Here is a 22,824-nt window from a genome sequence, read left to right as displayed (position 1 = left end):
CAGCCTTTTGTTTATAATATTAGAACCATTCTTCCTGTAATCCAGCCTGAGCACTTACTACATCTTTAGGCTTCTCATCTCCATACGGAGTGATCAGCACGGTCTCCGTGGCTTCAATCGCTGCGTCCAGTAATGCAGAGTAACCTGGGAGCGTAGCTTCAATCTTATCTACAATCCGTAAATTCGGATTCGTTGTAGGTGATTTAGGTACAAATAATGTACAGCAATCCTCATAAGGAAGAATTGACAGGTCATAGGTGCCGATATTCTTAGACAGCTCTACAATATCACTTTTGTCCATCATTACCAGCGGACGTAAAAGAGGAAGTTCTGTCGCACGACCGATCACATTCATACTTGGTAACGTCTGGCTAGCAACCTGTCCAAGACTTTCACCGGTTACGATCGCGAGGGCACCCTCACGTTCAGCAAGCTGTGTAGTAATTCTCAGCATAGCTCGACGCATCAACGTAATAATCAGATTATCCTGACCTATTCCGGTAAAAGATGTCTGCACCTCTGTAAAAGGTACTAAGTGTAGCTTGATGACTCCCGCATATCGTGACAATACCCGCGTAAGATCAACCACCTTTTGCCGGGCAAGCTCACTCGTATAAGGATAACTATAGAAATGTACGCACTCCACTTCGAGTCCACGACGCATGGATGACCAACCGGCTACAGGACTATCAATGCCTCCGGACAGCAATAACATCGCTTTTCCATTCGTACCAAGCGGAAATCCACCAACACCAGCAATATTTTCACAAAATATAAAAGTATGACCTTGACGAATTTCGACTTTCAGCTCCAATTGAGGTGACTTTACATCCACAGTAAGTCCGGAATAGCCTTGCAGCAGTGGTGTCGAGACTAGCTTATTCATCTCCATGGAGCCATATGGGAACTCTTTCCACACCCGGCGTGCATTAACTTTAAATGTAGTTCCCGGTGCAGGAGCGATGATCTCCAAAAAATGACGGCTGACAGCCACAATATCCTCGAGATCTGACTTGGCCACCTTTACCGGACTGACAGAAGCGATTCCGAATACATTCTTCAACGCTTCTACCAATGGGGCAGCAGTTTCTCCATTCAGTTCCACGTAAATTCTTCCAAATTCTTTGGTTAGAACCACCTTTGGATATGGCTTAATCATTTCTTTCACATGACGTAGTACCGTTTTCTCAAATCTGGCACGGTTTTTGCCCTTTAATGTAAACTCCCCGAAACGCAAAAGCAGCATATCGGCATAATCAATACTATTGGCACTGCCTTTAGCAGATTCTTGATTCATCACACTCATTAGTTACTTCATACCTCCTTCAGCAATCTTTAAAGCTCGTACCGCAGTAATTAGTGCTTTCTCAAGCGCTGCGACATCTTCTTCAGTGTGACTATCACCGAAACTGATGCGGATGCCTCCTGAAGCTACAGAGACATCTTTCCCCATAGATAATAGAACACGACTAGGTTCTGCCAGCCGGGAGGAGCAAGCCGATCGAGTAGAAACAGCCATCCCTAGTTCCTCCAGCTTACGGGCGAACACTTCCCCTTTCATGCCAGGGTATGAGAAATGCACAATATGAGGGGCTCCATCCTCTCTGCTGTTTATAACAAATTCAGGAACGCTGTGCAAGAAGCGTAACAGCCGATCCCGAAGTGGGAGCAATCGGGCATAGAAGGTTTCGCGCTGCTCAACACCCATCCGCACGGCTTTGGAAGAAGCAACAATTGCAGGTACATTCTCAGTTCCAGCACGTAGTCCCTCTTCATGAGAACCACCTGAAAGTAAGGGGAACAGTTGGATTCCTTCTTTAATATAGAGAAGCCCCGCTCCGCGAGGACCTCGAATTTTGTGAGGAGACAAGCTGTAAAGATCCGCTTTCCATCCTTTAAGGTCAACAGCAAGCTTACCATATCCCTGAACGCCATCCACATGAAATAAGGTTCGTGGATTTACGGATTTAATCAGCCTGCCAATCTCCATCAGCGGCTGTATTGTTCCAATTTCATTATTTACATGCATCACACTTACGAGTACGGTATCACGCCGTACTGCAGCAGCCACTCGCTCTGGATCAATCATTCCAGTGCTGTCAGGCGCTACAAAAGTAATCTCCCAGCCATTTTGCTGCAGCTGCAGACAACTTTCATACACAGAGGGATGTTCTATTTCCGTAGTTATCAGATGACGTCCTCTTGACTGATATTGCAAAGCGGCACCTTTAATGGCTAAATTGTTACTCTCCGTAGCCCCAGATGTAAATAGGATCTCCTTTGGTTGTACAGATAACGCAGCCGCGCATACTTCTCGTGAACGCCTGATCAGCTTTGCCGCTTCACTACCGGCACGGTGTAAGGAGGACGGGTTAGCATAATGCAGCTTCATAATTTGTTCCATCGTCTTCACCACGTCTTCATAGGGTGGTGTGGCGGCGGCATAATCCCAGTAAAGCATATATCGATTGTCTCCTTTACTTCTTTAAAGTACAGAATCATTCTTTTTTAAATTTCGAAAAAGGATCAAACGGTGATCCCAAATACCAGCATGTGGTTTAAGGGAAATACCTGTTTGATCCTTTTTATTATACAGCGTATTCCGCGCGAGCGCGTTCTATTTTAGTGAGATAAGACTGCGTCTCTTTAGGGAGCAGTGTAAGTTTCTCCAATAATTCCTGATCATTGCTAACTCCAAGGTTAATTACCCTTGCAGGCCCTGCATTGTAAGCCGCTAATGCCATCTTTTCCTGTCCGTCAAAGCGTTTCAATTGATAAGACAGATAGCGTACACCACCATCAATATTTTGAGCAGGATTGAATGAATCAGAAACCCCTAACCCACGCGCTGTTCCATCCATTAATTGCATTAATCCTTTAGCACCAGCCGAAGAGACAACGTTTGGATTAAAGGAAGATTCTGTATCAATCACAGCTTTTATCAAATCGACTGGCACCCCGTACTTAGCACTCGCCGTTTGAATCAGATCATCATAGCTTGTTGGTTTAGTATCCGTTATTTCCCCGGAAATTACACTATCGATGCTTTCAGCTGTTCCGATCTGTTGCCATAACAAGCTACTAACTGATGAAGCATCCGGAAGTGACGTCAAGAAGTTTGTATCCCCGCCATTAGACGAGTTAGAAGATAAAGCTTGAAGCATTGCTGCAAATTGAGAGGCTGACGCGCCCGATCTTTTAGTTTCATTTGCTGAGCTACTCTTGTCGGTTGCACTCTTTAAGCTTACCCATTTAAGCTGCCCTAACCCATTGGTTACAGCGGGATTAATCTCCATACCGGCGCACTCCTTTGATCCTGTTGAATCATATCTATTGGTCTAACCTTAGATTTCGATGAATTACGGCTTAATATTACATTTTATCCGAGATTATTGCTATATGCTGGAATGAAAAACAGACTTCAGACCCTGATATTTAGGTCTAAAGCCTGTTATAATTCAAACTTACCAGTTCATTTTTAGCGAGCAAAGGGTATCATCACAAAGTAACTAAGTGTGGATACAATCCCTAACCCCATCGCCCATGCCCCAAGCGTTTTTTGCTCCTTGGCATATGCATAATAACCAATCACAACTGAAATGGGCCCAAGTATGATGGACCAGAGAAACAAGGAGGCAATACCCATAGCTAGCCCAGTATAACCTATCGCTTTGCTTCCACTATATTCCTCTTCATGCTCCTTAGCTTCACTCGCCACGCGTGGTGTTGTATCCCGGATCGGCATCGAAACCGGATTCACCTCTGCGGCATATTCCTCTTGATGTTCTCTGTCCCGGCGTGGATAGTCTACTCTGCGTGGACGCAAAATAACTTTTCTCGGACCGGATTGTTCATTTGATGAACCTGATTCATGTTCCTTTTCTCTGTCCATTAGGGCGGCCTCCTAGGAGTTCGGCTTAAATGTTAAACAGCATGTTGCAGACGATGTTGCGACTTGATCGTGGTGACCTTCATTCGTCATTTCTTCAGCATATTCTTCTTTAAATCCACTGCCAGCGTGCTTGTCGATCTCAATAATAATTTCTTCTGCCCGGCATAAATTATGCTCGCCCCAATAATGACAATTGCTTACACTGCATTTGACTAATGGCTTTACACTCGACATATTTATCACCTCGGCTTCATTATGTCCGCACGATTTACCCCCTATTCGACAGGATGGTTTCCAGTTGATGTAACGATGCCCACGCAAAATATCCCCACAAAGTGGGGGGTTGCTTCGATGCGTACTCAGGTACTTTGTGCGGGCCCCAAATATATAAATTCTAATACGTCAAAAAAGGATCAGCCCTCGTCATTATGACGAAGTGCTGATCCTTTACACGAACTAGTGAACTGTTAAACCTGATTTTGCATACGTTTCTCAGTCAAATAGTCGTTCTCATAATAAGTAAGGTCATCGCGTAGCTCTTCATAGGTCTTGGTAATTTCTAGAATGATATCACGCGCCGGACGAACTGGCTTTTTACGGAAACGGATAGCATCCTGTCCAGTATAAGCATAACGTCCATCTTCAGAATAGCTTTCGTTCTTTGGATAGAAGAAGTTATTCACGCCATAGTGATATACATTATAAAGCGCTTTCTGCGCAAAAGATTCATCGAATGTAGCACGACGCAGCGCAACTCCCAGCTTCTCATAAGACATTTCCGAGAACACTAACAGATGACGGACATCGGACAGAAATCCTTGATAAAATTGTACAGTTTCTTCATCATCTTCTGTTACAAGCTGAGGCAATGCATGCTCGTTCAGAAAAATTTCCATCTTATCAATTACATCTTTAAGTTTGTCTCTCGTCGATTCACATAATTTCTGCACATTGGCTGCTGACATGGCGGTTGCTCCCCCTTATTATTCCCTGCTCTTGTAGTCAATAAAGTTAATCTTATGAAGAAATAGTCTTTAGACATATCTCTTTATTCTTGCAATATCAGGATGCAAACACAGAGAAGTCTAACCTTCTGAAAATCAAAAGAACATCTATCGACGTATCTCCTGCAATATCAGGATGCGAACTCAAGATGCTTATTCTCTCTGATATTATCATAAAAAACGTTAGGAAGGTATCCTTTTCTAAGATGCATAAAACATACGCTCTCTTCTAAACCTATAGGCATTACAATGCGTAGAGGAGCGGAAATCATGTCACGTAAAAATCTAACGGTTGCAGGTTTGGTAACAGCTGCGTTCACAGTTGTATTACTTACCTTTGCGCTACGTCCTGCCACTAATGGGACGACGACCAGAGAAGTCGCTAATGTTGCTGTACCAAATCCTGCTCCAACTTCAGCCCTACATTCAGCACCAAACCCTTCACAGGAAAAATCATTGAAGAAAAGCTCCTTATCCCAAGATGTTGATGCGACGGATCATCTGAATAGAGTGGATGTCAGCAGACATTTGACTAAGCTCCTCTCTGAAACGGATGGAATGACTTCGCTTCATGATAAATCAGTGTATGCAAAACGTTTGCAGCAGAACCACGGATTTATCACTATGCTTATGTGGATTGATTTTCGCAAGCATAAAACGGAAACCTTTAAGTCCTCTTCATTTCCTCAAGGAACCGAACAGGAGAATCAGCAGCTGCAAAAATATCTTAAGACGGCGAAATCAGCGATCCATGGTCATCAATCCTATGAATCTCCAACGTTTACAATCGGTAAAGAGAAATATTACTTTATCGCTCAGCGGAACAAAGAAAAAAATGTAGGCATCATTGCACTTATTAACCAAAAGGTGCTTGGTCGTGTGGCAGACCATCAGCTGAAGAACCTGCGTCTCATTCCTTATCCGAAGGAAGGTAAGTACCGTGTAGAATCCGTTCATACCGATAATTTAAAAGATATCACCGTTAAGACCGGTCATGATAACGAAAACGCGAGCCATTTTTATGAGAATGAAATTGTCGTACGTTTCCGCAACAACTCACCTACTCCGGGGCAGCTTCAAACGATAACCGCTGATATCAACGGCAAGAAGCCACGTAAGCTTGGGTATGCCTATATTTTCCGTTCGGAGAAGATGACTTATTATGAGCTCAAAGACTATTTCACCAATAAATGGCACCCCGAATATACGGAGCCTCACTATATGTATTTAACCAATGATACGATATCTAAAAACGCAGAGGGAACAGTTACTCCAAATGACATGTTATTCTCCACCTATCAATGGAATCTGCCAGCGATCGAAACGGAGCTGGGCTGGAATCTTTCTAAGGGAAGTAAAGAAGTGATCGTAGCAGTAGTGGATACGGGAGTCCAGATCAATCATCCGGATTTGAAGGGCAAGCTTTTGACAGGGTATAACGCGATCACCAATGGCTCCACTCCAGAAGATGATGTAGGACATGGCACACATGTATCTGGAATTATAGGCGCCCTGGTCAATAATGGAGAGGGAGTAGCTGGAATCAGCTGGTACAACAAGATCCTTCCGGTAAAAGCACTCGATAATTCAGGAGCAGGTACCACTTATTCTGTTGCAGAAGGAATCATTTGGGCAGCGGACAACGGTGCGAAAGTCATAAACTTGAGTTTAGGTAACTATGCGGATTCCCAGTTTCTTCATGACGCGATCAAATATGCCTACGACCGAGATATCGTCCTCGTATCTGCTGCAGGCAACGATAATACAGAACGACCAGGTTTTCCTGCTGCGTATCCCGAAGTGATTGCAGTAGCTGCAACTAATGCTTCAGGGGAAAAAGCTTCCTTCTCCAACTACGGCGATTATATTGATGTCGCAGCACCCGGAGAAAGCATAGCAAGCACTTACCCAGATAGCCAGTATGCCGCGTTATCCGGTACATCGATGGCCAGTCCTCATGTCGCTGCGCTGGCGGGTCTGGTGCGTTCACTAAATCCGAATCTAACGAATACGGAAGTTATGGATCTTATGACCAAAAATGCTGTTGATTTAGGCACTCCCGGGCATGACAAATATTTTGGCTGGGGTCAGGTCGATATCTATAAAACATTGCAAGCCGCTAGCGGCAATCAGGTTCCACTACAGCTATGGCCACAGCATGTCCAAAAACAAATGAATCAATTGAAACAAAGATTAAGTAACTCTAAGTAACAACCTTAACCACCCATCTGCAAAAATCTACCAAGCAAACGGAGAAATAATCGTAAGCCTTCCTCCATATCCGTTTCATTCATTTGTGAATAACACAAACGGATATGCCGGGAAGGGGTCTCCGCAGAGTAACAAACATCACCCGGTAAAAAAGAAATGCTCTCCTGTTCGGCCAGCTCATGTAGCCTTCCGATATCAGGTGAAGCCGGCAACTCCAACCAGAGATTAAGACCACCCTCTGGGAGAATGTATTTTACTCCAGGCGGCGCGTAAAGCTTCAGAAGCTTCGCCGCCTTTTCCATGCGACCACGGAGTGTAACTCGTAACTGAGCAGCATAGGTTTCATACTTGTCCGCTATGAATGGCAGTACCGCCCTTTGTGTAAGCAGCGGACTCCCTAAATCACTTGCGGACTTGGCGGCGATAAGCCGTGACAGAATATTCCCACCAGCGGCTACACAGGCAATTCTGCAGCCGGGTGCAATAACTTTACTGAAACTCTTCATATATACTACATGCCCTTCGGAATCCATCGATTTGATCGTAGGCGGCGGAGGCGCATGGAAATATAAATCACTAAATGGATCATCTTCAACAATAAGGCAACGGTAACTGCGGGCTAATTCCAGCAGACGTTGTCTTCTTGCTATGCTCATGGTTACTCCACTTGGATTCTGAAAAGTAGGGATGGTATAAATTAGCTTAGGCGGTCTTTGATCACACATTCTTGTGAGAATATCCACCCGCATCCCTTCACCGTCCGTAGGTACAAAAATCATCTCTGCACCTCGTCCTGCAAAAACATCTATAGCTCCTGTATAACTAGGAGCCTCAAGATACACTGTGTCCCCAGGTCCGACAAACGTACGAGCCACCAGATCAATGCCTTGCTGAGTTCCGCTTGTGATCATTACATCAGAGGAAGTAAGTGCAATTCCACGTGTTTTTAAATGATCTCTCATAATTCCTCGCAGCTCCAGATCACCTTGGAAGTTCCCATAGGTTGCCATAAGCTCCGGCTGCTGCGTAACTAATGATGCGAAGGAGTCACCAATATTTTTTAGAGGAAGTAACTCACTATGAATTGCAGCTATATGAAAGGGATACTTAACTTCAGAGTAATCAAAATTGCGCCAAAGCTGAGCTCGCGGCAAATAATCATCATATACATCCTGCCAGTGACCATCTTCCTGACATCTGGTGTGTTCAGGGTCGGCTACAAAGCAGCCTTTTCCTTGTCTGCAATAAATAAGTCCCCGCTTCTCAAGCACATCGTATGCCTTGCTTACTGTAACCTGGCTTACTCTCAAAGCTGTAGCCAAACTTCTTACGGAGGGCAGCCGGACACCTTGCTGGAGCAATCCTGATGAAATCCGCTGACTTAGGGTTTCACTGATTTGATGAGGCAGAGATTTACTGCCGCTGCGAATCAAATCGATATGCATGAACCCCTCACCTCCACTGTTATATTCAACGCTTTACTGTTATACAGTACTCCTATTATGATAGCACCAAATCGAAAGGTGGAGAACTCATTTATGGATATCAAATACTCGGCTGCAGCCAATCATCTAGGATCATCAGCCGTTCGTGAGATTCTAAAGGTTACACAGGGCAATGACATCATTTCACTTGCAGGCGGGCTGCCTGGGGAGGATTTGTTTCCCTTGGAGGCAGTACGAGACGCTTATAACCGTGTACTCTCCAGCGATACCTCAGCGCTTCAATACGGACTAACCGAGGGCTTTACTCCACTACGTGACAAAATCGCTGAAAGACTTACTCGGCAAGGAATCCCTGTTACAGCGTCTGAGATGATTCTGACCACAGGTTCCCAGCAAGCCATAGATCTACTATGTAAAATACTGCTTGATCCCGGTGATGCTGTCCTTGTTGAAGCTCCTACTTATCTGGCAGCCTTACAAGTACTTGGCTCTTACCGAGCTGATATTCATACGATAAATAACGACGAGCAAGGCATTCTGCCTGATCACCTGGAAGATCAAATTCAGAAACTACGGCCCAAACTCCTATACGCAGTTCCGACCTTTAACAATCCTTCAGGAGCAACCTGGAGTAAGGAACGCCGTGAGAAAGTGGTGGAAATTTGCCGCCGCTACAATGTTCTTATCTTGGAGGATAATCCCTACGGTGAAATAACCTTTGAGGAGAATAAAGATCTTTATCCACCCTCACTAGCGTCCATCGACAGAAGTTATGGTGGCGATTATTGTGTCGCTTACACTGGAACTTTTTCCAAAATCGTAGCCCCTGCCCTGCGTACCGGCTGGATTATCGGCAATTCCAATCTAATCAAGACCATCGCCAAAGCAAAGCAAGCAGCAGATCTGCATTCTAGCACCATTGACCAGCGCGCTTTAGATGAACTGCTGCTGCATTTCGATATTGAGCAGCATATCCGTGTCATCTCACGAGAATATTATTCCCGAATGAAGCTCTTATCCGCGGAACTCCGATCGCAGAACTGGGAAGGAGCTCATTTTCTGGAGCCACGAGGCGGTATGTTCCTTTGGCTAACGCTTTCCCAAGAGATCAACACGAAGGAATTACTTCCTCTAGCAGTAGAGAACGGTGTTGCTTTTGTTCCAGGCGAAGTGTTCTATTCATCACAGCCCCATAAGAATAAGATGCGTCTGAATTTCACACATACGCCACCTGAGCTTGTACCCGTTGCTGTTCAGCGTCTGGAGAAGGCGTTGGTACAATGGCAGGAAAGTCAGACCGGCATTCGATCATGAGCATGACAAAACCCGTCTTCTTCATCCTTTATGGGATGAGGAAGACGGTTTTTTTTATTTTCCAGCCATGCTTAGAATAATTTACTTCTTAAATACTTCTATGCTATCTTTATTGAGCCTAAAATATCCATTTTCAACGAAAGACATGATTCGACTGACACTTACCCCTGTTTGAAGGGATATATTTAATACCATCGTGTCGGGTGAAGTCTCTACGATACGCCTGATTTTCTGATACATCTCATCACAACTATTGCACATCCTCTTATTGTTTCGTTCATATAAATGTCCGCAGAACCCGCAAATCTGATAATTACCCATGCTACACGTTTCCCACTTTCTACATATCTTCTTGCCACGAGCATAAACACCTTCGGCGACTTTATAAGGATGGTAAGCGTTGCGAGAAATATAAGGATAATGTATAAAGTGAAACTTATACTTTCTTATATTTTAAAAAAGCGACGTGATCCGGTTTCCCGAGATACGCCGCCGCTTGTATGGTTGTTGTTGTTATCATAACGTTGCAGTTAGGAAAGTTTGCCGTAAGCCGGGTTCTGTGCTCGTCGTGGTTCAATCGGGAACTACCCTCCCACCATAAGCGACAATCATCTATCTAGGCCGTACATTACTGCACAGCTCCAGCGACCAACCTAGACGCGCCTCAGGCTAAGGCTGCCTATTCCAATAAAGGAATCTGCTGCGTCTCATTAGGTCTTGCTCCAGATGGGGTTTACCAGGAACGAAGTCACCAGCGTTCCTCGGGGTCTCTTACACCTCGGTTCCATCCTTGCCTGTGCCGCCCTAAGGCGGCCATCGGCGGTCCATTTCTGTGGCACTATCCTTCGACTCGCGCCGACTGGACGTTATCCAGCATCCTGCCTTATGGAGCCCGGACTTTCCTCCCGTGACGTCTTCACGTCACCGGCGATTGTCTGTCAAACTTTCCGAACAACATTATATATTATACAGACATCACCTGTCTGGCACAAGCATTATTAAATGGCAATTTTATAGGAACTTAAATGGCTCCGTATTCACCTGCGAAGCATGTACAGCTGTATCGTACTTATGCTCCACCAGTTTCCCAGTCATCCACTCTGCTACTTTCTCTTTCATGATCTTCTCTGCATTATGCCCTGGATCAATCAGAGTGATCCCAGCGAGCACGGCATCCTGTGCTGTATGGTAATCAAGATCTCCCGTAACCAACACATCCGCACCGCGGAAAATAGCACTGTTATAATACTTTCCACCCGAACCGCCGAGAACAGCCGCTTTACGAATTGGACGATCCAAATCACCCACAACACGTACATGGTCAACTTTCAGACCTTTTTTTACCGTCTCAACGAATTGCCCAAGTGTGGTAGGCTCTTTGAGCTTTCCAACCCGCCCAAGCCCTAAACTGCGGCCTTTAAGATCCATCGTGTACAAATCATAGGCAACCTCTTCATAAGGATGAGCCTTGAGCATAGCCTGTACCACTTTATTGCGGATATTGTGTGGCACGATTGTCTCAATACGGATCTCCTCAGCACGCTCCAGCTTCCCTTTTTCCCCGATATAAGGATCTGTGCCTTCTCCCGGAATAAAAGTCCCGTATCCCTCGATATTGAAGCTGCAATGACTATAGTTGCCGATTGCCCCTGCTCCTGCATTCAAAATGGCATCCAGTACCTTCTGATGATGATCCTTCGGCACAAACACAACCAGCTTTGACAATTGCTCGGAATGAATGTCTTTAATAGGCACTCCGTTCTCTATACCAAGAGCTTCCGCCATCCAATCGTTCATTCCACCTTCGGTAACATCCAGATTAGTATGACTGATGTATACCGCGATGTCATTTTTAATCAATTTTTCATACATTCGGCCCATTGGAGTGTCTGTTTGAATCCCTTGCAGCGGACGAAAAATAATCGCATGGTGGGCAATGATTAGATTACAGCCGAGACGAATTGCCTCTTCAACGACTTCATCGTTCACATCCAGTGCAACCAGTACATTGGTTATTTCTTTCTGTAAGGAACCTAGTTGCAGACCGACTTTGTCCCAATCTTCAGCTAAATGCTTTGGAGCCAGCTGCTCCATATATTGAATTACTGTTTGTCCTTTGGCAAGCATTGCAGCACCTCCGTAATCTCCTTGATCTGTTCTCGAATTAATTTTCGTTTATTCTCCGCAGATTCGAGTTCTGAACGTGACAATGAAGTAAGAATGCCTTCCAATTTTTGAACCTCTCCCTGCCATTTGGCAAAAAACACTTCATTCGGTGCTTGAATCAGAAAAGGTCCCATCTGTAGCAAGGTCTCCTGACCACGAACCATAGCGGAATCGCCTAACGTTACCTCTCGATATACATTGGCATTTGTAATTCCGGCACCTGCATCCTCTGGTACAGCTGTTAATACTTCATATAACTTGCCGTCTTCTTCCAGAATACTTTCAGCGGTAAGAACCCATTCATTATTTAACAGCCAGCGGCGCAAAATATCCTCGCCCACATTCGGTTGAAGTACCAGTGTTGTAACATCCTTAAGCTTGCCTTGACTCTGACCACGGTCTAAAATCGAGGCAATTAAAGCCCCTCCCATGCCAGCGATCGTGATACAATTAACTTCACCAGGTTCCAATACCTCAAGGCCATCTCCTCGACGCACCGAGATTATCTTCCCTAGTCCGGCCTCTGCAACGCCCTTACAAGCAGCATCAAAGGGACCCGGGTTTACCTCACCTGCTACTGCGAATACAGCCTTACCGCTTTCTACAGCAGCCACAGGAAGCAGAGCATGATCAGAGCCGATGTCTGCCAACCTGCTTCCTTGCGGAATTTGTTCCAGCAATTGCTGAAGTCGATCTGATAATTTCACATTGTTCATGTTGCCACCCACGTTATCCATTTTTTTCGAAACAAGAACAGCAGGGCCAAGCCTACCGCAATTTTTAAAATTAGCATAAACGAAATCCACTGTGGATAATCCTGCCTCAATAAAAGAGCATCGAGTTCCGGCATCATCCATAGTGATACTCCCACTGCAAAAAAAACACTGGCAACGCCTTTAACTTTGTGATGTAATAGCCAGCTCAGCCACACCATCATTACACAGAGTGGAAGCCATAAGAGCTCAAGCTCTAGCATCGAAGCCTCAGGGCGTTTTCCACCGAAGAATCCCGCATATAATAAGGCCCAAAAAGCATAACCGCAATACTGCAGCAAGCCTATACGGAGTACAAATCCCAGAATGCACCATAACAAGCCACAAGCCCCAATCAGAATCGGTCTCCAGAGCTGAGGATCAAGATCATGCAAAGCAATCAGCCATAGCCCAAAACCAAGCGATAACACACTGCCCAGCCCCGCCAGGATAAGACTAATAACATGATTTCGGTTCCTGTAAACCGCTGAGTATCCATAACAAATAATTAGTACGGATAGTGCTGTTGCAAGTTGCAAAGGCCAGGGAAAAACGCTAAAATAAAGACTAATCAAGAAAATCAAGGAAATAATTCCAAAACCAAACAGCCAAATTTTGATGTTTCCCTGCTGTAGATTCTTCAGCGAAATCGGATTTCTATCCTTCGCCGCAGCTTCATCATCATACAGGTTGGTTAAGAAGTCGCAATATTGCTCTGGTAGCAATCTGTTGTTTCTCCAATACTGAATCTCTTTTATAATAATTTCGCGTTTTTCCAAATTCACTGGCTCATCCTTCTTTCCAGATACACAGGGTCAGCACTTTTAGGGTCGTAATTCAAATAAAAGAACCTCCTGCTACTGAGCAGCAGAAGGTCCAGTTCATGAAATACTATTCAAGGAAATCCTTAAGCCGTTTACTGCGGCTAGGGTGACGAAGCTTACGCAATGCTTTAGCTTCAATCTGGCGAATCCGTTCGCGGGTAACGCCGAACACTTTGCCCACTTCTTCAAGTGTTCTCGTCCGGCCATCATCTAGGCCAAAACGCAGACGAAGTACATTCTCTTCACGCTCCGTGAGCGTGTCCAGTACATCCTCCAGCTGTTCCTTCAGCAGTTCATAAGCTGCTGCATCCGCAGGAGCCAAGGCTTCCTGATCCTCAATGAAATCTCCCAGATGAGAATCGTCTTCTTCACCGATCGGTGTTTCGAGCGATACTGGCTCTTGGGCAATCTTCATGATTTCTCTAACTTTCTCAACCGTCAGCTCCATCTCAGCCGCAATTTCCTCTGGCGAAGGTTCACGTCCCAGTTCTTGCAGCAATTGACGAGAGACACGAATCAGCTTGTTGATCGTCTCGACCATGTGTACAGGAATACGAATCGTACGTGCCTGATCCGCAATCGCGCGGGTAATGGCCTGACGAATCCACCAAGTTGCATACGTACTAAATTTGAACCCTTTGTTATGGTCAAATTTCTCTACCGCTTTGATCAGACCCATATTACCTTCCTGAATCAAATCAAGGAACAGCATACCGCGTCCAACATAACGTTTAGCAATACTTACTACAAGACGTAGGTTCGCTTCAGCGAGACGACGTTTGGCTTCCTCGTCACCATTTTTAATACGCATAGCAAGCTCTACTTCATCGTCAGCCGACAACAGCGGAACGCGTCCAATTTCTTTTAGATACATACGGACAGGGTCATTAATCTTAATCCCTGGCGGCAGTGACAAATCATCATCAAAGCTAAACTCATCGCCCTCTTTGTCTTCATTGTCCTCATTTGGCCGGAGGCTGTTAACCTCCTCATCGTTCTCGTTTACAACTTCAATCCCCAAATCACTGAGTTGTTCATAGAACTCCTCCATTTGCTCGGGGTCTTGATCAAACGGCGATAATTTCTCCATAATATCTTTGTATAGCAATGATGATCTTTTCTTGCCTTGCTCAATAAGCTGATCCTTAACCTGATCCAAAGTAAATTCTGCTTCCAATTCAGTATGCTGATCGTTCGCCATAATTCGACTCCCTCCTCCCTAGGTACATCCTGTCAACATTTCATTGTCTCTCTAGGGCTATAATCTCACTTGCTATTTGTGCCGCACGCAAAAAGTCACCTGACTTTTCCGCCTGAATCATCTCTTCACGCTTCTGATCCATCTTGCGCTGCAGTGGGTATTTCCGTACTTCACGGATACAATCATCCAGCACCTGCATATTCCAGTCTGGAGGTGTATCCATCATGGAAATTGATGTAGCAGTTTTCTCTAGACGATCATCCTGAAGCGATGATAGAAACCGACTAATGCCGGGTGGTTTGCCTTGCGCGTAATAGGCATATAGATAAGCGGCAATTGCCGCATGATCATCGATGTTGAAATCTTCTCCGAGGCGTTCGCCCACATACGTGGCAGCTTCCGGGTCCTGAATCATAAAGGACAGTAGACGCCGTTCCGCGACATGATAAGCGGGCAGCAAAGTTGGTGTCTGCACTTGCCCTTTTTTATGCCTACCATTATTCCACCTTTTGTCGTTATTATCCCCTTCAGGGATGTTTTTTTGCATCGATGCCCTAAGTAAATTACAATCCTGCTTCAAACTATCATATGAAAGTTCCAGCTCAGAAGCGATTTCCCTTAGGTAAACCTCTCTCTCTGTCGAGGAATGTAACGAAGCAATGACCTCCAAAGCTTCTTTGACGTAGGCAATTTTGCCATCTTCCTCTAGGAGTATATGGTTTTTTTTCAGATATATAAGCTTAAATTTTATGGATGAAACCGCTGAATCAATAACCTGATCCATAAACCTTTCTCCACCATGCATTGAGATGAATTCATCTGGATCGAGCCCGCTTGGCAGTAAGGCGATCTTTACACGCAAGCCACTGCCTTCAAGCATTGGAATGGACTTCATAGCAGCTGCTTGTCCTGCCCGGTCACCGTCATAAGACAGTACAATTTCATCGGCCAGACTCTTCATCAGTGCTACATGACTTTCAGTTAAAGATGTTCCCATTGTTGCTACACCGTTATGCACACCTGCTTCCCAGGCCGAAATGACATCTCCGTATCCTTCAAAGAGGACGATTTGCCGCGTTTTGCGGATGGATGCTTTGGACTGGTGCAAATTGTATAAAATCCGGCTTTTGTTAAACAATCTACTCTCTGGAGAATTAAGATACTTGGGTTGTCCTTCACCAAAAATTCTTCCGGCAAACGCAATCACCTTGCCTGTGCGGTTCGCAATCGGAAAAATAATCCGACCACGGAAACGGTCTATATAGCCTTTACCCTCACCTCGGGCAGACAAGAGTCCACCTTTCTCCATCTCAGCAAGGTCAAAATTCCGTTTCTCCAAAAATTGTAGCAAAGTATCCCAGCGGTCCGGAGCATATCCGATCTGAAACTGGTCAATCATTTTATCGCTGAAGTTCCGGGCTCTTAAATACTCCATTGCGGCTTTGCCGTGTTCCGTATTCTTCAGCAAGTAATGATAAAACTTTGCAGACCATTCATAAGCTTGAATCAACCGATCGCGTTCCGGATCAGGAGGAGACATTAGGCCTCCCTTACCTTCAGGAACGGGAATATCACTTTCTTCAGCCATTATTTTGACGGCTTCGGGGAAGGTTAATCCTTCGATTTCCATCCTAAATTTGATGGCATTTCCACCCATGCCGCAGCCAAAGCAATGAAATACTCCCCGGTCGGGGGTAACTGTAAAGGAAGGGGTTTTCTCCGAATGGAACGGGCAGAGGCCCCATAAATATTTCCCCTGCTTGGACAAATGGACTACCTTACCGACTGTATCGACAATATCATGACGTGCAAGCACGCTTTCGATAACTTCTTCCGGAATATTCCCGTGTCCGCTAGCCACTTCAACCACCTTCAATTCTTAACAAATAAATATAATTCGCTATTGCTCCACATTCTCCTGCAAAAGTATTAAAAGTTTTGTCATTTTATGTTGAAAATATATTTTTTCTTCTGCCGTTATAGGTTTTGGACCCTTAGAATAATGTCCCCGTCTTCGTTCCACGGCCCTGGCATGCCTGCCTTCCAACATAAAATCCATTTTGGAATCGTCATATTCCTGGCCACGAAAAGAAAGAACACTGCAACGTTTCCCTAGTGCAAGTGCTGCGAGACCATAGTCCCCAGTCAATAACACATCTCCAGCAGAAATATGATTGGCAATATATAGATCGGCGCTCTGATCTCCCCGGTCCACCTGCACAACCGTTACACCCTCTTCAGCTTTCAGTGCATGGTCATAAGAAGATACCATCAGTACCGGCACACCAAAGGCACGGCCAACTTCAGCAATCTCTTTTTTGACCGGACAAGCATCCCCATCCACGACTATAGTTCTAGACCGGGACTTCTTCTCCATGATCATCACCAATTTCCCGTGTAATATATATACGCCCTTACCGCAAGAAATCCTTCTTTCTATGCATAAATACGGAACGGATGTCAAATGACGCATTGGCACCGTTCCGTATATTTATACCCCAAACCAACATTCTATACCATAAGACACAAACTTTTCTTATAGATGTTGTTCAAAAAGCTGTCCTTTGATCAAATGTCGAATCTTGAATTCAGCCGGGAACTCCGGTGCTCAGTCGTTTACCAAACGAGCTTGCCAAAATCAGCAAACGCCTTGGAGTCAGCATCAATACCAGCTAGCAAAGCTAAACGGTTAGCACGTACCTGCTCATCCTCTGCCATAACCATAACGGAATCGAAAAATGCTGTAACAGCATCTTTTAGACCCGAGAGAATACGGAGTGCTTCTTCGGCATTATTCGCGGACATCGCTTCAAGATACGGTGTGTGTAATTCCTGCCATGTCTTGTACAGCTTCAGCTCAGCATCTTCTTTAAGTAAAGAAGGATCAATCACTTCGCTGGTTGCTTTAGCTGCCAAATTACTGACACGAGTGAGTGAATCTACTGTAATTTTAAAGTCTGCTTGGTCTAACACAGCACCCATAAGCGCACGGCTTCTGCCCACAACATCTACCACGTTGTCAAAGCCAGCTGCTGTAACAGCGTCCACAACATCATAGCGTACATTGTCGGATAAAAGTCGTTTAACACGCAGACCGAAGAACTCGTACAGGTTTATACGTAGTTCATCGTCAGAATGTTTCGAATTCCCTGAATTTTTATGAATTTCAATCGCTGCTTCAAAAATCTCGCGCAGCGTAATCGGCAATTTATGCTCCAGCACGATTTGAACAATCCCTGCAGCCTGGCGACGCAGTGCGTAAGGATCCTGTGAGCCTGTTGGGATTATACCGATAGAGAAGCAACCTACAATCGTATCGATCTTGTCCGCAATGCTGACAACTGAACCGGCATCTGTCGATGGTACTGCATCACCCGCGAACCTTGGCTGATAATGCTCAAAGATTGCTTTTGCCACAGTTTCAGGTTCTCCTGCTTTGCGTGCATAATCTTCACCCATGGTGCCTTGAAGTTCTGGGAATTCATAAACCATTTGAGTCACAAGGTCGAATTTGCAAATATCAGCAGTCCGACTTACTTCAGAAAGGGTTATATCAGACAATCCCAACTTTACAGCAAGACGATCGGAGATTTGGCGAATACGACGCACTTTATCTCCAACACTGCCAAGCTCTTCATGGTAGACGATATTCTCCAATTTGGCTAGTGCATCATCAATCTTCATCTTTTGATCTTCTTGATAGAAGAATTTGGCATCTGATAGACGAGCACGGAGTACCTTCTCATTACCCTTAGCAATAACATCCAAAGATACTGCATTCCCGTTACGCACCGTTACGAAGAAAGGTAGAAGTTTGCCCGCTGCATCAAATACCGGGAAATACCGCTGATGCTCACGCATCGAAGTAATCAGCACATCCTGTGGAATGTTCAAGAAAGATGGGTCGAAGGTTCCGAACAACACGGTTGGTGTTTCAACTAGGAACAGTACTTCCTCCAAAAGATCCTCTTTGATCGCAATCGTCCAGCTTTTTTCTTCAGCCAATTGATTGATTTGTTTCAGGATCAATTCTTCCCGTTCCTTCACGTCTACAAGGACATGCTGCGCACGCATGCTCTCAACATATTGTGCAGGCTCCGAAATTACAGTCTCTGTACCCAGAAAACGATGTCCACGGCTCACATTACCCGCTTTTACATCCGTAATTTCCAAATCAATAATATCTTTCCCGAAAAGAGCAACTAACCAGCGGATCGGACGCACGAATTTAAAATCGTAAGCTCCCCAACGCATGTTTTTCGGAAAAGTCATCGCATTTACAATCCCTAAAAGACCTTCAGAAAGCAACGAAGCTGTCTCTACCCCAGCACTATTTCTAGTAGCATAGATATACTCAACTCCAGCAAGCTCTTTGAACGTAAATTGCTCCGGAGATACACCCTGACTACGGGCAAACCCTAAAGCAGCTTTGCTCCAGTCCCCGTTTGCATCCAGTGCGATTTTGCGTGATGGTCCTTTGACTTCTTCGCTGATATCCTCTTGCTTCTCAGCCGCATCCTTAACAAAAACAGCGAGACGACGTGGCGTTGCATAAGCAGTAACTCCAGCATAGGTAATCCGTGCAGAATCCAACCACTTGGATGTTCTATCTTGCAGCTGTTCCATCGCAGCGCGGATAAAACGTGCAGGAATTTCCTCCAGACCGATCTCAAACAGGATATCTTTAGACACGGTCAGCACCTTCTTTCTTCAGCAGCGGGAAGCCAAGCTTCTCGCGTTCCTCAAGATATGTTGCCGCTACAGAGCGGGCAAGATTACGCACTCGGGTAATAAATCCAGTCCGTTCAGTAACACTGATGGCTCCACGTGCATCCAGCAAATTAAAGCTATGTGAGCATTTCAACACGTAATCGTAGGCAGGGAACACAAGATGCTGCTCCATCGCTCTACGCGCTTCTTCTTCGTACATGTTGAACAGTGAAAATAGCATTTTTACATCAGATACTTCAAAGGTGTAAGTAGAATGTTCAAACTCCGGTTGATGAAAAACATCACCATAAGTCATGCCGCTAACCCATTCAAGATCAAATACATTTTCTTTATCTTGAATGTAGGATGCTAGCCGCTCCATTCCGTAAGTAATTTCTACGGCAACTGGATTGGCCTCAATTCCACCGACCTGTTGGAAGTACGTAAACTGAGTGATTTCCATACCATCTAGCCATACTTCCCATCCTAGACCTGCACAACCCAGTGAAGGGTTCTCCCAGTTATCCTCAACAAAACGGATATCATGCAAGAGCGGATCAATGCCGAGTGCTTTCAAACTATCCAAGTAAATCTCTTGAATGTTATCAGGCGATGGTTTGATAATGACTTGAAATTGATGATGCTGATACAGACGGTTCGGATTCTCTCCATAACGTCCATCGGATGGGCGACGTGAAGGCTCTACGTACGCAACTCTCCATGGTTCAGGACCTAGTGAGCGTAAAAATGTCATAGGGTTCATCGTGCCGGCGCCTTTTTCAGTGTCATAAGGCTGTACGATAATACAGTTCTGTTCAGCCCAGAACTGCTGCAGCGTCAAAATCATCTGCTGAAAGTTCATAATACCGTCTCCTTCGCTTTACAAGTTTTTAGTTCATCTTGCTTAAAACTTCTTACCATGGAGGCGGCATTTTTCGCTCCTGACAGCAACAAAAAACCCCCGCCCCCATGCCTGATTAACAGACATAGGGACGAGAGCTTAACTTATTCTCCCGCGGTTCCACCCTACTTGATTCCAACCCTTGATTCAGCAATATCACTTGCTAAAGACAAGAACGAAATCCACTTTCATTCGCCGTATCCGTACTCCCGGGTGCCATGTTCATGAACATTGTCCCGCCAGGCTCTCACTACCCCCAGCTCGCTGAATCGCGACAATATCGCTCATTACTTTCCCGATCAATGCACGTTCTCCCGAAGTCGAGCAAAACGGCGATAATCTTATAATTAAACTGTTCCTATAGTAACGGAAAAATCAGATTTCGTCAAATCTTGTACTTGTCGAGCTGATCCAGGAAATTCTGTGATTTTAGCTTTAATCCAAGCTGCACATCCATAAAGGCACGCATAATTTTTTTTAGCTCATCACGGCTGCTTTCTTTGACATCCACATTCCCTAATCTAGTTAGATCAAGTCTGGCGAATAAGCGTAGTAATTTCAACGCACGAGCAGAGACCTCCATTGCTGGAGGATCATTATGTTTACAGCTGCGGCAGAGTGCTCCACCAAGGCGAGGGCTTATCAGCAGTTGTTCATCAGGCTTTTCTGCTCCACATATCACACAGGTGTCGAACTCTGGACCATAACCGGCTGCTTGCAAAATCTTCATTTCATAAACATTTATGATAACTCCAGGTTCCTTATCTTCTTCAAGTGCGTTCAAGCAGGCCGTAAGCTGGCGAAACCAGAAGCTCCCCGTCTCCTCATCATGCAGGACTTTATCAAGCAGTTCACAAGCGTATGATGCATATGCTGCTTTAATCAAATCCTCACGCAGAGGGTGGTGAGACTTCGTGATCTCGCCGGAATTCAGCGTTCCAAGACCTCCGTTATTTCTAAAAAAAACAAATTCCCCGACGGTGAACAGCTGGATCAGGGCAGCATGGCGGCTCTTAACCTTCTTAGCACCTCGTACCAGAACTCCTACTTTCCCGGCGTTCTCGGTGCAAAGCGTAATAATTGCGTTCCCCTCGCCGTAGTCCATGCTGCGGATGACGATCCCTTCCACCCTGTGTAGCATGCCTCTTCCCCCAACCATTCGGCAAGCAACCAGTCCTTATTGCGCTTCTTCATCACAGACCTTCTCTTCTTCCACTAGCTGTAATCCACTGTCTTCAAGTGGATAGCCAGCTTCCTTGTATAGCAGGTAAGCATCGACGTCTCCTGTCATTGCAAAATACTTCCACGAAAAGTTTCGCATTCGTATTCATCCTTTCTTGGGAAAGACGATGTCTCTTCAAGAATTAGGATGTGCGATGAGCCAGGTTCTATCCTTGCAATTCCTGCCAAACGAGGAATGACGGATAAAGATCTTAAAGGTCTTTATGGAAGCCCAAATCCCGCAGAACGCGGTCCTGATTACGCCAGTCTTTTTTCACTTTTACCCATAGCTCCAGAAAAATCTTCGAACCCAAAAGGTTCTCAATGTCTGTCCGAGCACGTCTGCCAACCTCTTTCAGCAGCGCACCTTGCTTACCGATAATGATCCCCTTCTGAGAATCACGTTCAACAAAAATAACGGCAGACACATGCACCACACCATTCGGCTCAACCCTCATATCTTCGATAGCCACAGCAATGGAATGCGGTACTTCTTCGCGCGTCAAATGCAGAATCTTCTCACGAATTAGTTCTGCGCACACAAATTGCTCAGGGTGATCCGTAATTTGATCTTCTGGGTAGTATTGCGGACCTTCTGGTAAATACTTAGCGACTTGCTCTAACAGCGTGTTAACATTGCTACCCATCTTAGCAGAAATTGGAATGATTTCAGCAAAGTTATGCAGCTTGTTATACTGAGCCATAAGTGGGAGCAATGCTTCCGGCTCTATTTTATCGATCTTGTTCAGTACAAGAATAACTGGCGTCTTAAGTCCGTTTAATTGCTCAGCAATGTATCGGTCTCCACCGCCCAAACCATCTGCAGCATCCACAAGGAACAGCACAGCCTCAACTTCACCCAGCGTGCTCATTGCAGTTTGGTTCATGTAGTCGCCTAGCTTGGACTGTCTTTTATGAATACCTGGTGTGTCCAGGAACACGATTTGCGAATTATTCGTTGTATAGACCCCATGGATTTTGTTTCTAGTGGTCTGTGGCTTATCCGACATGATTGCAATCTTCTGTCCAATAACCTGGTTCATGAGTGTCGATTTGCCTACGTTCGGTCTGCCGATAATTGCGACAAAGCCTGATTTGAATTTCATATTATCTTCCTTCCATACTTTCCTTCTAGTTCAATCTTTTTCAATCATTCAATCTTTTTTAAAGCTTTTTCGATCCC

Annotated in this window: 20 protein-coding genes and 1 other RNA gene; 2 read left to right on the top strand and 19 right to left on the bottom strand. The window is 45.1% G+C overall.

The window, feature by feature from the left end; genetic code table 11:
* Positions 1-19 precede the first annotated feature (19 nt).
* From thiI to MKX35_RS10515, 6 genes are all read right to left on the bottom strand, one after another.
* Positions 20-1,306, bottom strand: a complete 1,287-nt coding sequence (thiI, locus tag MKX35_RS10540; RefSeq protein ID WP_231573334.1) for a tRNA uracil 4-sulfurtransferase ThiI — start codon at positions 1,304-1,306, stop codon at positions 20-22.
* 3 nt (positions 1,307-1,309) lie between these two features.
* Positions 1,310-2,461, bottom strand: coding sequence for a cysteine desulfurase family protein (locus tag MKX35_RS10535; protein ID WP_076284775.1), 1,152 nt, complete (start codon positions 2,459-2,461; stop codon positions 1,310-1,312).
* Between the two features lie 127 nt (positions 2,462-2,588).
* The gene (locus MKX35_RS10530; protein WP_076284776.1) at positions 2,589-3,296 is read right to left on the bottom strand and encodes a lytic transglycosylase domain-containing protein; all 708 of its coding nucleotides are present in this window, start codon (positions 3,294-3,296) and stop codon (positions 2,589-2,591) included.
* Between the two features lie 182 nt (positions 3,297-3,478).
* Positions 3,479-3,892 (bottom strand): DUF5353 domain-containing protein, encoded by a 414-nt coding sequence (locus MKX35_RS10525; protein ID WP_231573335.1) that lies wholly within the window; start codon positions 3,890-3,892, stop codon positions 3,479-3,481.
* A 12-nt stretch (positions 3,893-3,904) separates the two neighbouring features.
* Positions 3,905-4,126, bottom strand: a complete 222-nt coding sequence (locus MKX35_RS10520; RefSeq protein ID WP_042190912.1) for a DUF1540 domain-containing protein — start codon at positions 4,124-4,126, stop codon at positions 3,905-3,907.
* Between the two features lie 233 nt (positions 4,127-4,359).
* A complete protein-coding gene (locus MKX35_RS10515) occupies positions 4,360-4,857 on the bottom strand; it encodes a YpuI family protein (RefSeq protein ID WP_042190914.1) in 498 nt (165 codons plus the stop codon).
* Positions 4,858-5,166: 309 nt separating this feature from the next.
* Between MKX35_RS10515 and MKX35_RS10510 the strand changes: the two genes are divergently transcribed.
* Positions 5,167-7,107 carry a S8 family peptidase gene (locus MKX35_RS10510; protein ID WP_076299660.1) on the top strand — a complete coding sequence of 647 codons (1,941 nt, stop codon included), beginning with the start codon at positions 5,167-5,169 and terminating at the stop codon, positions 7,105-7,107.
* 5 nt (positions 7,108-7,112) lie between these two features.
* On the opposite strand, the gene pdxR is transcribed toward MKX35_RS10510, so the two are convergent.
* Positions 7,113-8,552 (bottom strand): MocR-like pyridoxine biosynthesis transcription factor PdxR, encoded by a 1,440-nt coding sequence (pdxR, locus tag MKX35_RS10505; RefSeq protein WP_076299661.1) that lies wholly within the window; start codon positions 8,550-8,552, stop codon positions 7,113-7,115.
* A gap of 93 nt (positions 8,553-8,645) precedes the next feature.
* On the opposite strand from pdxR, the gene MKX35_RS10500 reads away from it, so the two are divergent.
* Entirely contained in the window at positions 8,646-9,866 is a 1,221-nt protein-coding gene (locus MKX35_RS10500) for an aminotransferase-like domain-containing protein (protein ID WP_076299662.1), read from the top strand.
* A gap of 531 nt (positions 9,867-10,397) precedes the next feature.
* Here the strand turns inward: MKX35_RS10500 and rnpB are convergent.
* From rnpB to era, 12 genes are all read right to left on the bottom strand, one after another.
* An RNA gene (rnpB, locus tag MKX35_RS10495) (RNase P RNA component class A) lies at positions 10,398-10,813 on the bottom strand.
* Positions 10,814-10,877: 64 nt separating this feature from the next.
* Positions 10,878-11,993: a Nif3-like dinuclear metal center hexameric protein gene (locus tag MKX35_RS10490; protein ID WP_076284780.1), complete on the bottom strand. Its 1,116-nt coding sequence runs from the start codon at positions 11,991-11,993 to the stop codon at positions 10,878-10,880.
* Complete coding sequence (locus MKX35_RS10485; RefSeq protein ID WP_076284867.1) at positions 11,969-12,739, bottom strand: tRNA (adenine(22)-N(1))-methyltransferase; 771 nt, start codon at positions 12,737-12,739, stop codon at positions 11,969-11,971. The genes MKX35_RS10490 and MKX35_RS10485 overlap by 25 nt, the downstream gene beginning before the upstream one ends.
* A gap of 5 nt (positions 12,740-12,744) precedes the next feature.
* A complete protein-coding gene (locus MKX35_RS10480; RefSeq protein ID WP_076284781.1) occupies positions 12,745-13,569 on the bottom strand; it encodes a hypothetical protein in 825 nt (274 codons plus the stop codon).
* Positions 13,570-13,675: 106 nt separating this feature from the next.
* Positions 13,676-14,809: an RNA polymerase sigma factor RpoD gene (gene rpoD / locus MKX35_RS10475; RefSeq protein WP_042130309.1), complete on the bottom strand. Its 1,134-nt coding sequence runs from the start codon at positions 14,807-14,809 to the stop codon at positions 13,676-13,678.
* 40 nt (positions 14,810-14,849) lie between these two features.
* Positions 14,850-16,670 carry a DNA primase gene (dnaG, locus tag MKX35_RS10470; RefSeq protein ID WP_042190927.1) on the bottom strand — a complete coding sequence of 607 codons (1,821 nt, stop codon included), beginning with the start codon at positions 16,668-16,670 and terminating at the stop codon, positions 14,850-14,852.
* A gap of 39 nt (positions 16,671-16,709) precedes the next feature.
* On the bottom strand, positions 16,710-17,186 hold the full coding sequence (locus tag MKX35_RS10465) for a YaiI/YqxD family protein (protein ID WP_076299716.1): 477 nt from the start codon (positions 17,184-17,186) through the stop codon (positions 16,710-16,712).
* A gap of 239 nt (positions 17,187-17,425) precedes the next feature.
* A complete protein-coding gene (gene glyS / locus MKX35_RS10460; RefSeq protein ID WP_076284782.1) occupies positions 17,426-19,501 on the bottom strand; it encodes a glycine--tRNA ligase subunit beta in 2,076 nt (691 codons plus the stop codon).
* On the bottom strand, positions 19,494-20,381 hold the full coding sequence (gene glyQ / locus MKX35_RS10455) for a glycine--tRNA ligase subunit alpha (RefSeq protein ID WP_042130314.1): 888 nt from the start codon (positions 20,379-20,381) through the stop codon (positions 19,494-19,496). The genes glyS and glyQ overlap by 8 nt, the downstream gene beginning before the upstream one ends.
* Before the next feature lie 424 nt (positions 20,382-20,805).
* Entirely contained in the window at positions 20,806-21,561 is a 756-nt protein-coding gene (gene recO, locus MKX35_RS10450) for a DNA repair protein RecO (protein WP_042190931.1), read from the bottom strand.
* 36 nt (positions 21,562-21,597) lie between these two features.
* A complete protein-coding gene (locus MKX35_RS10445) occupies positions 21,598-21,741 on the bottom strand; it encodes a YqzL family protein (RefSeq protein WP_076117313.1) in 144 nt (47 codons plus the stop codon).
* Positions 21,742-21,853: 112 nt separating this feature from the next.
* Entirely contained in the window at positions 21,854-22,747 is an 894-nt protein-coding gene (gene era / locus MKX35_RS10440; RefSeq protein WP_042190933.1) for a GTPase Era, read from the bottom strand.
* Between the last annotated feature and the right edge of the window lie 77 nt (positions 22,748-22,824).

It is taken from the genome of Paenibacillus sp. FSL R5-0923 (genome assembly GCF_038009145.1).
Classification (GTDB): Bacteria; Bacillota; Bacilli; order Paenibacillales; family Paenibacillaceae; genus Paenibacillus_AQ.
Note: the sequence above shows the minus strand (reverse complement) of the source record. Positions and strands in the feature narration are given on the sequence as shown.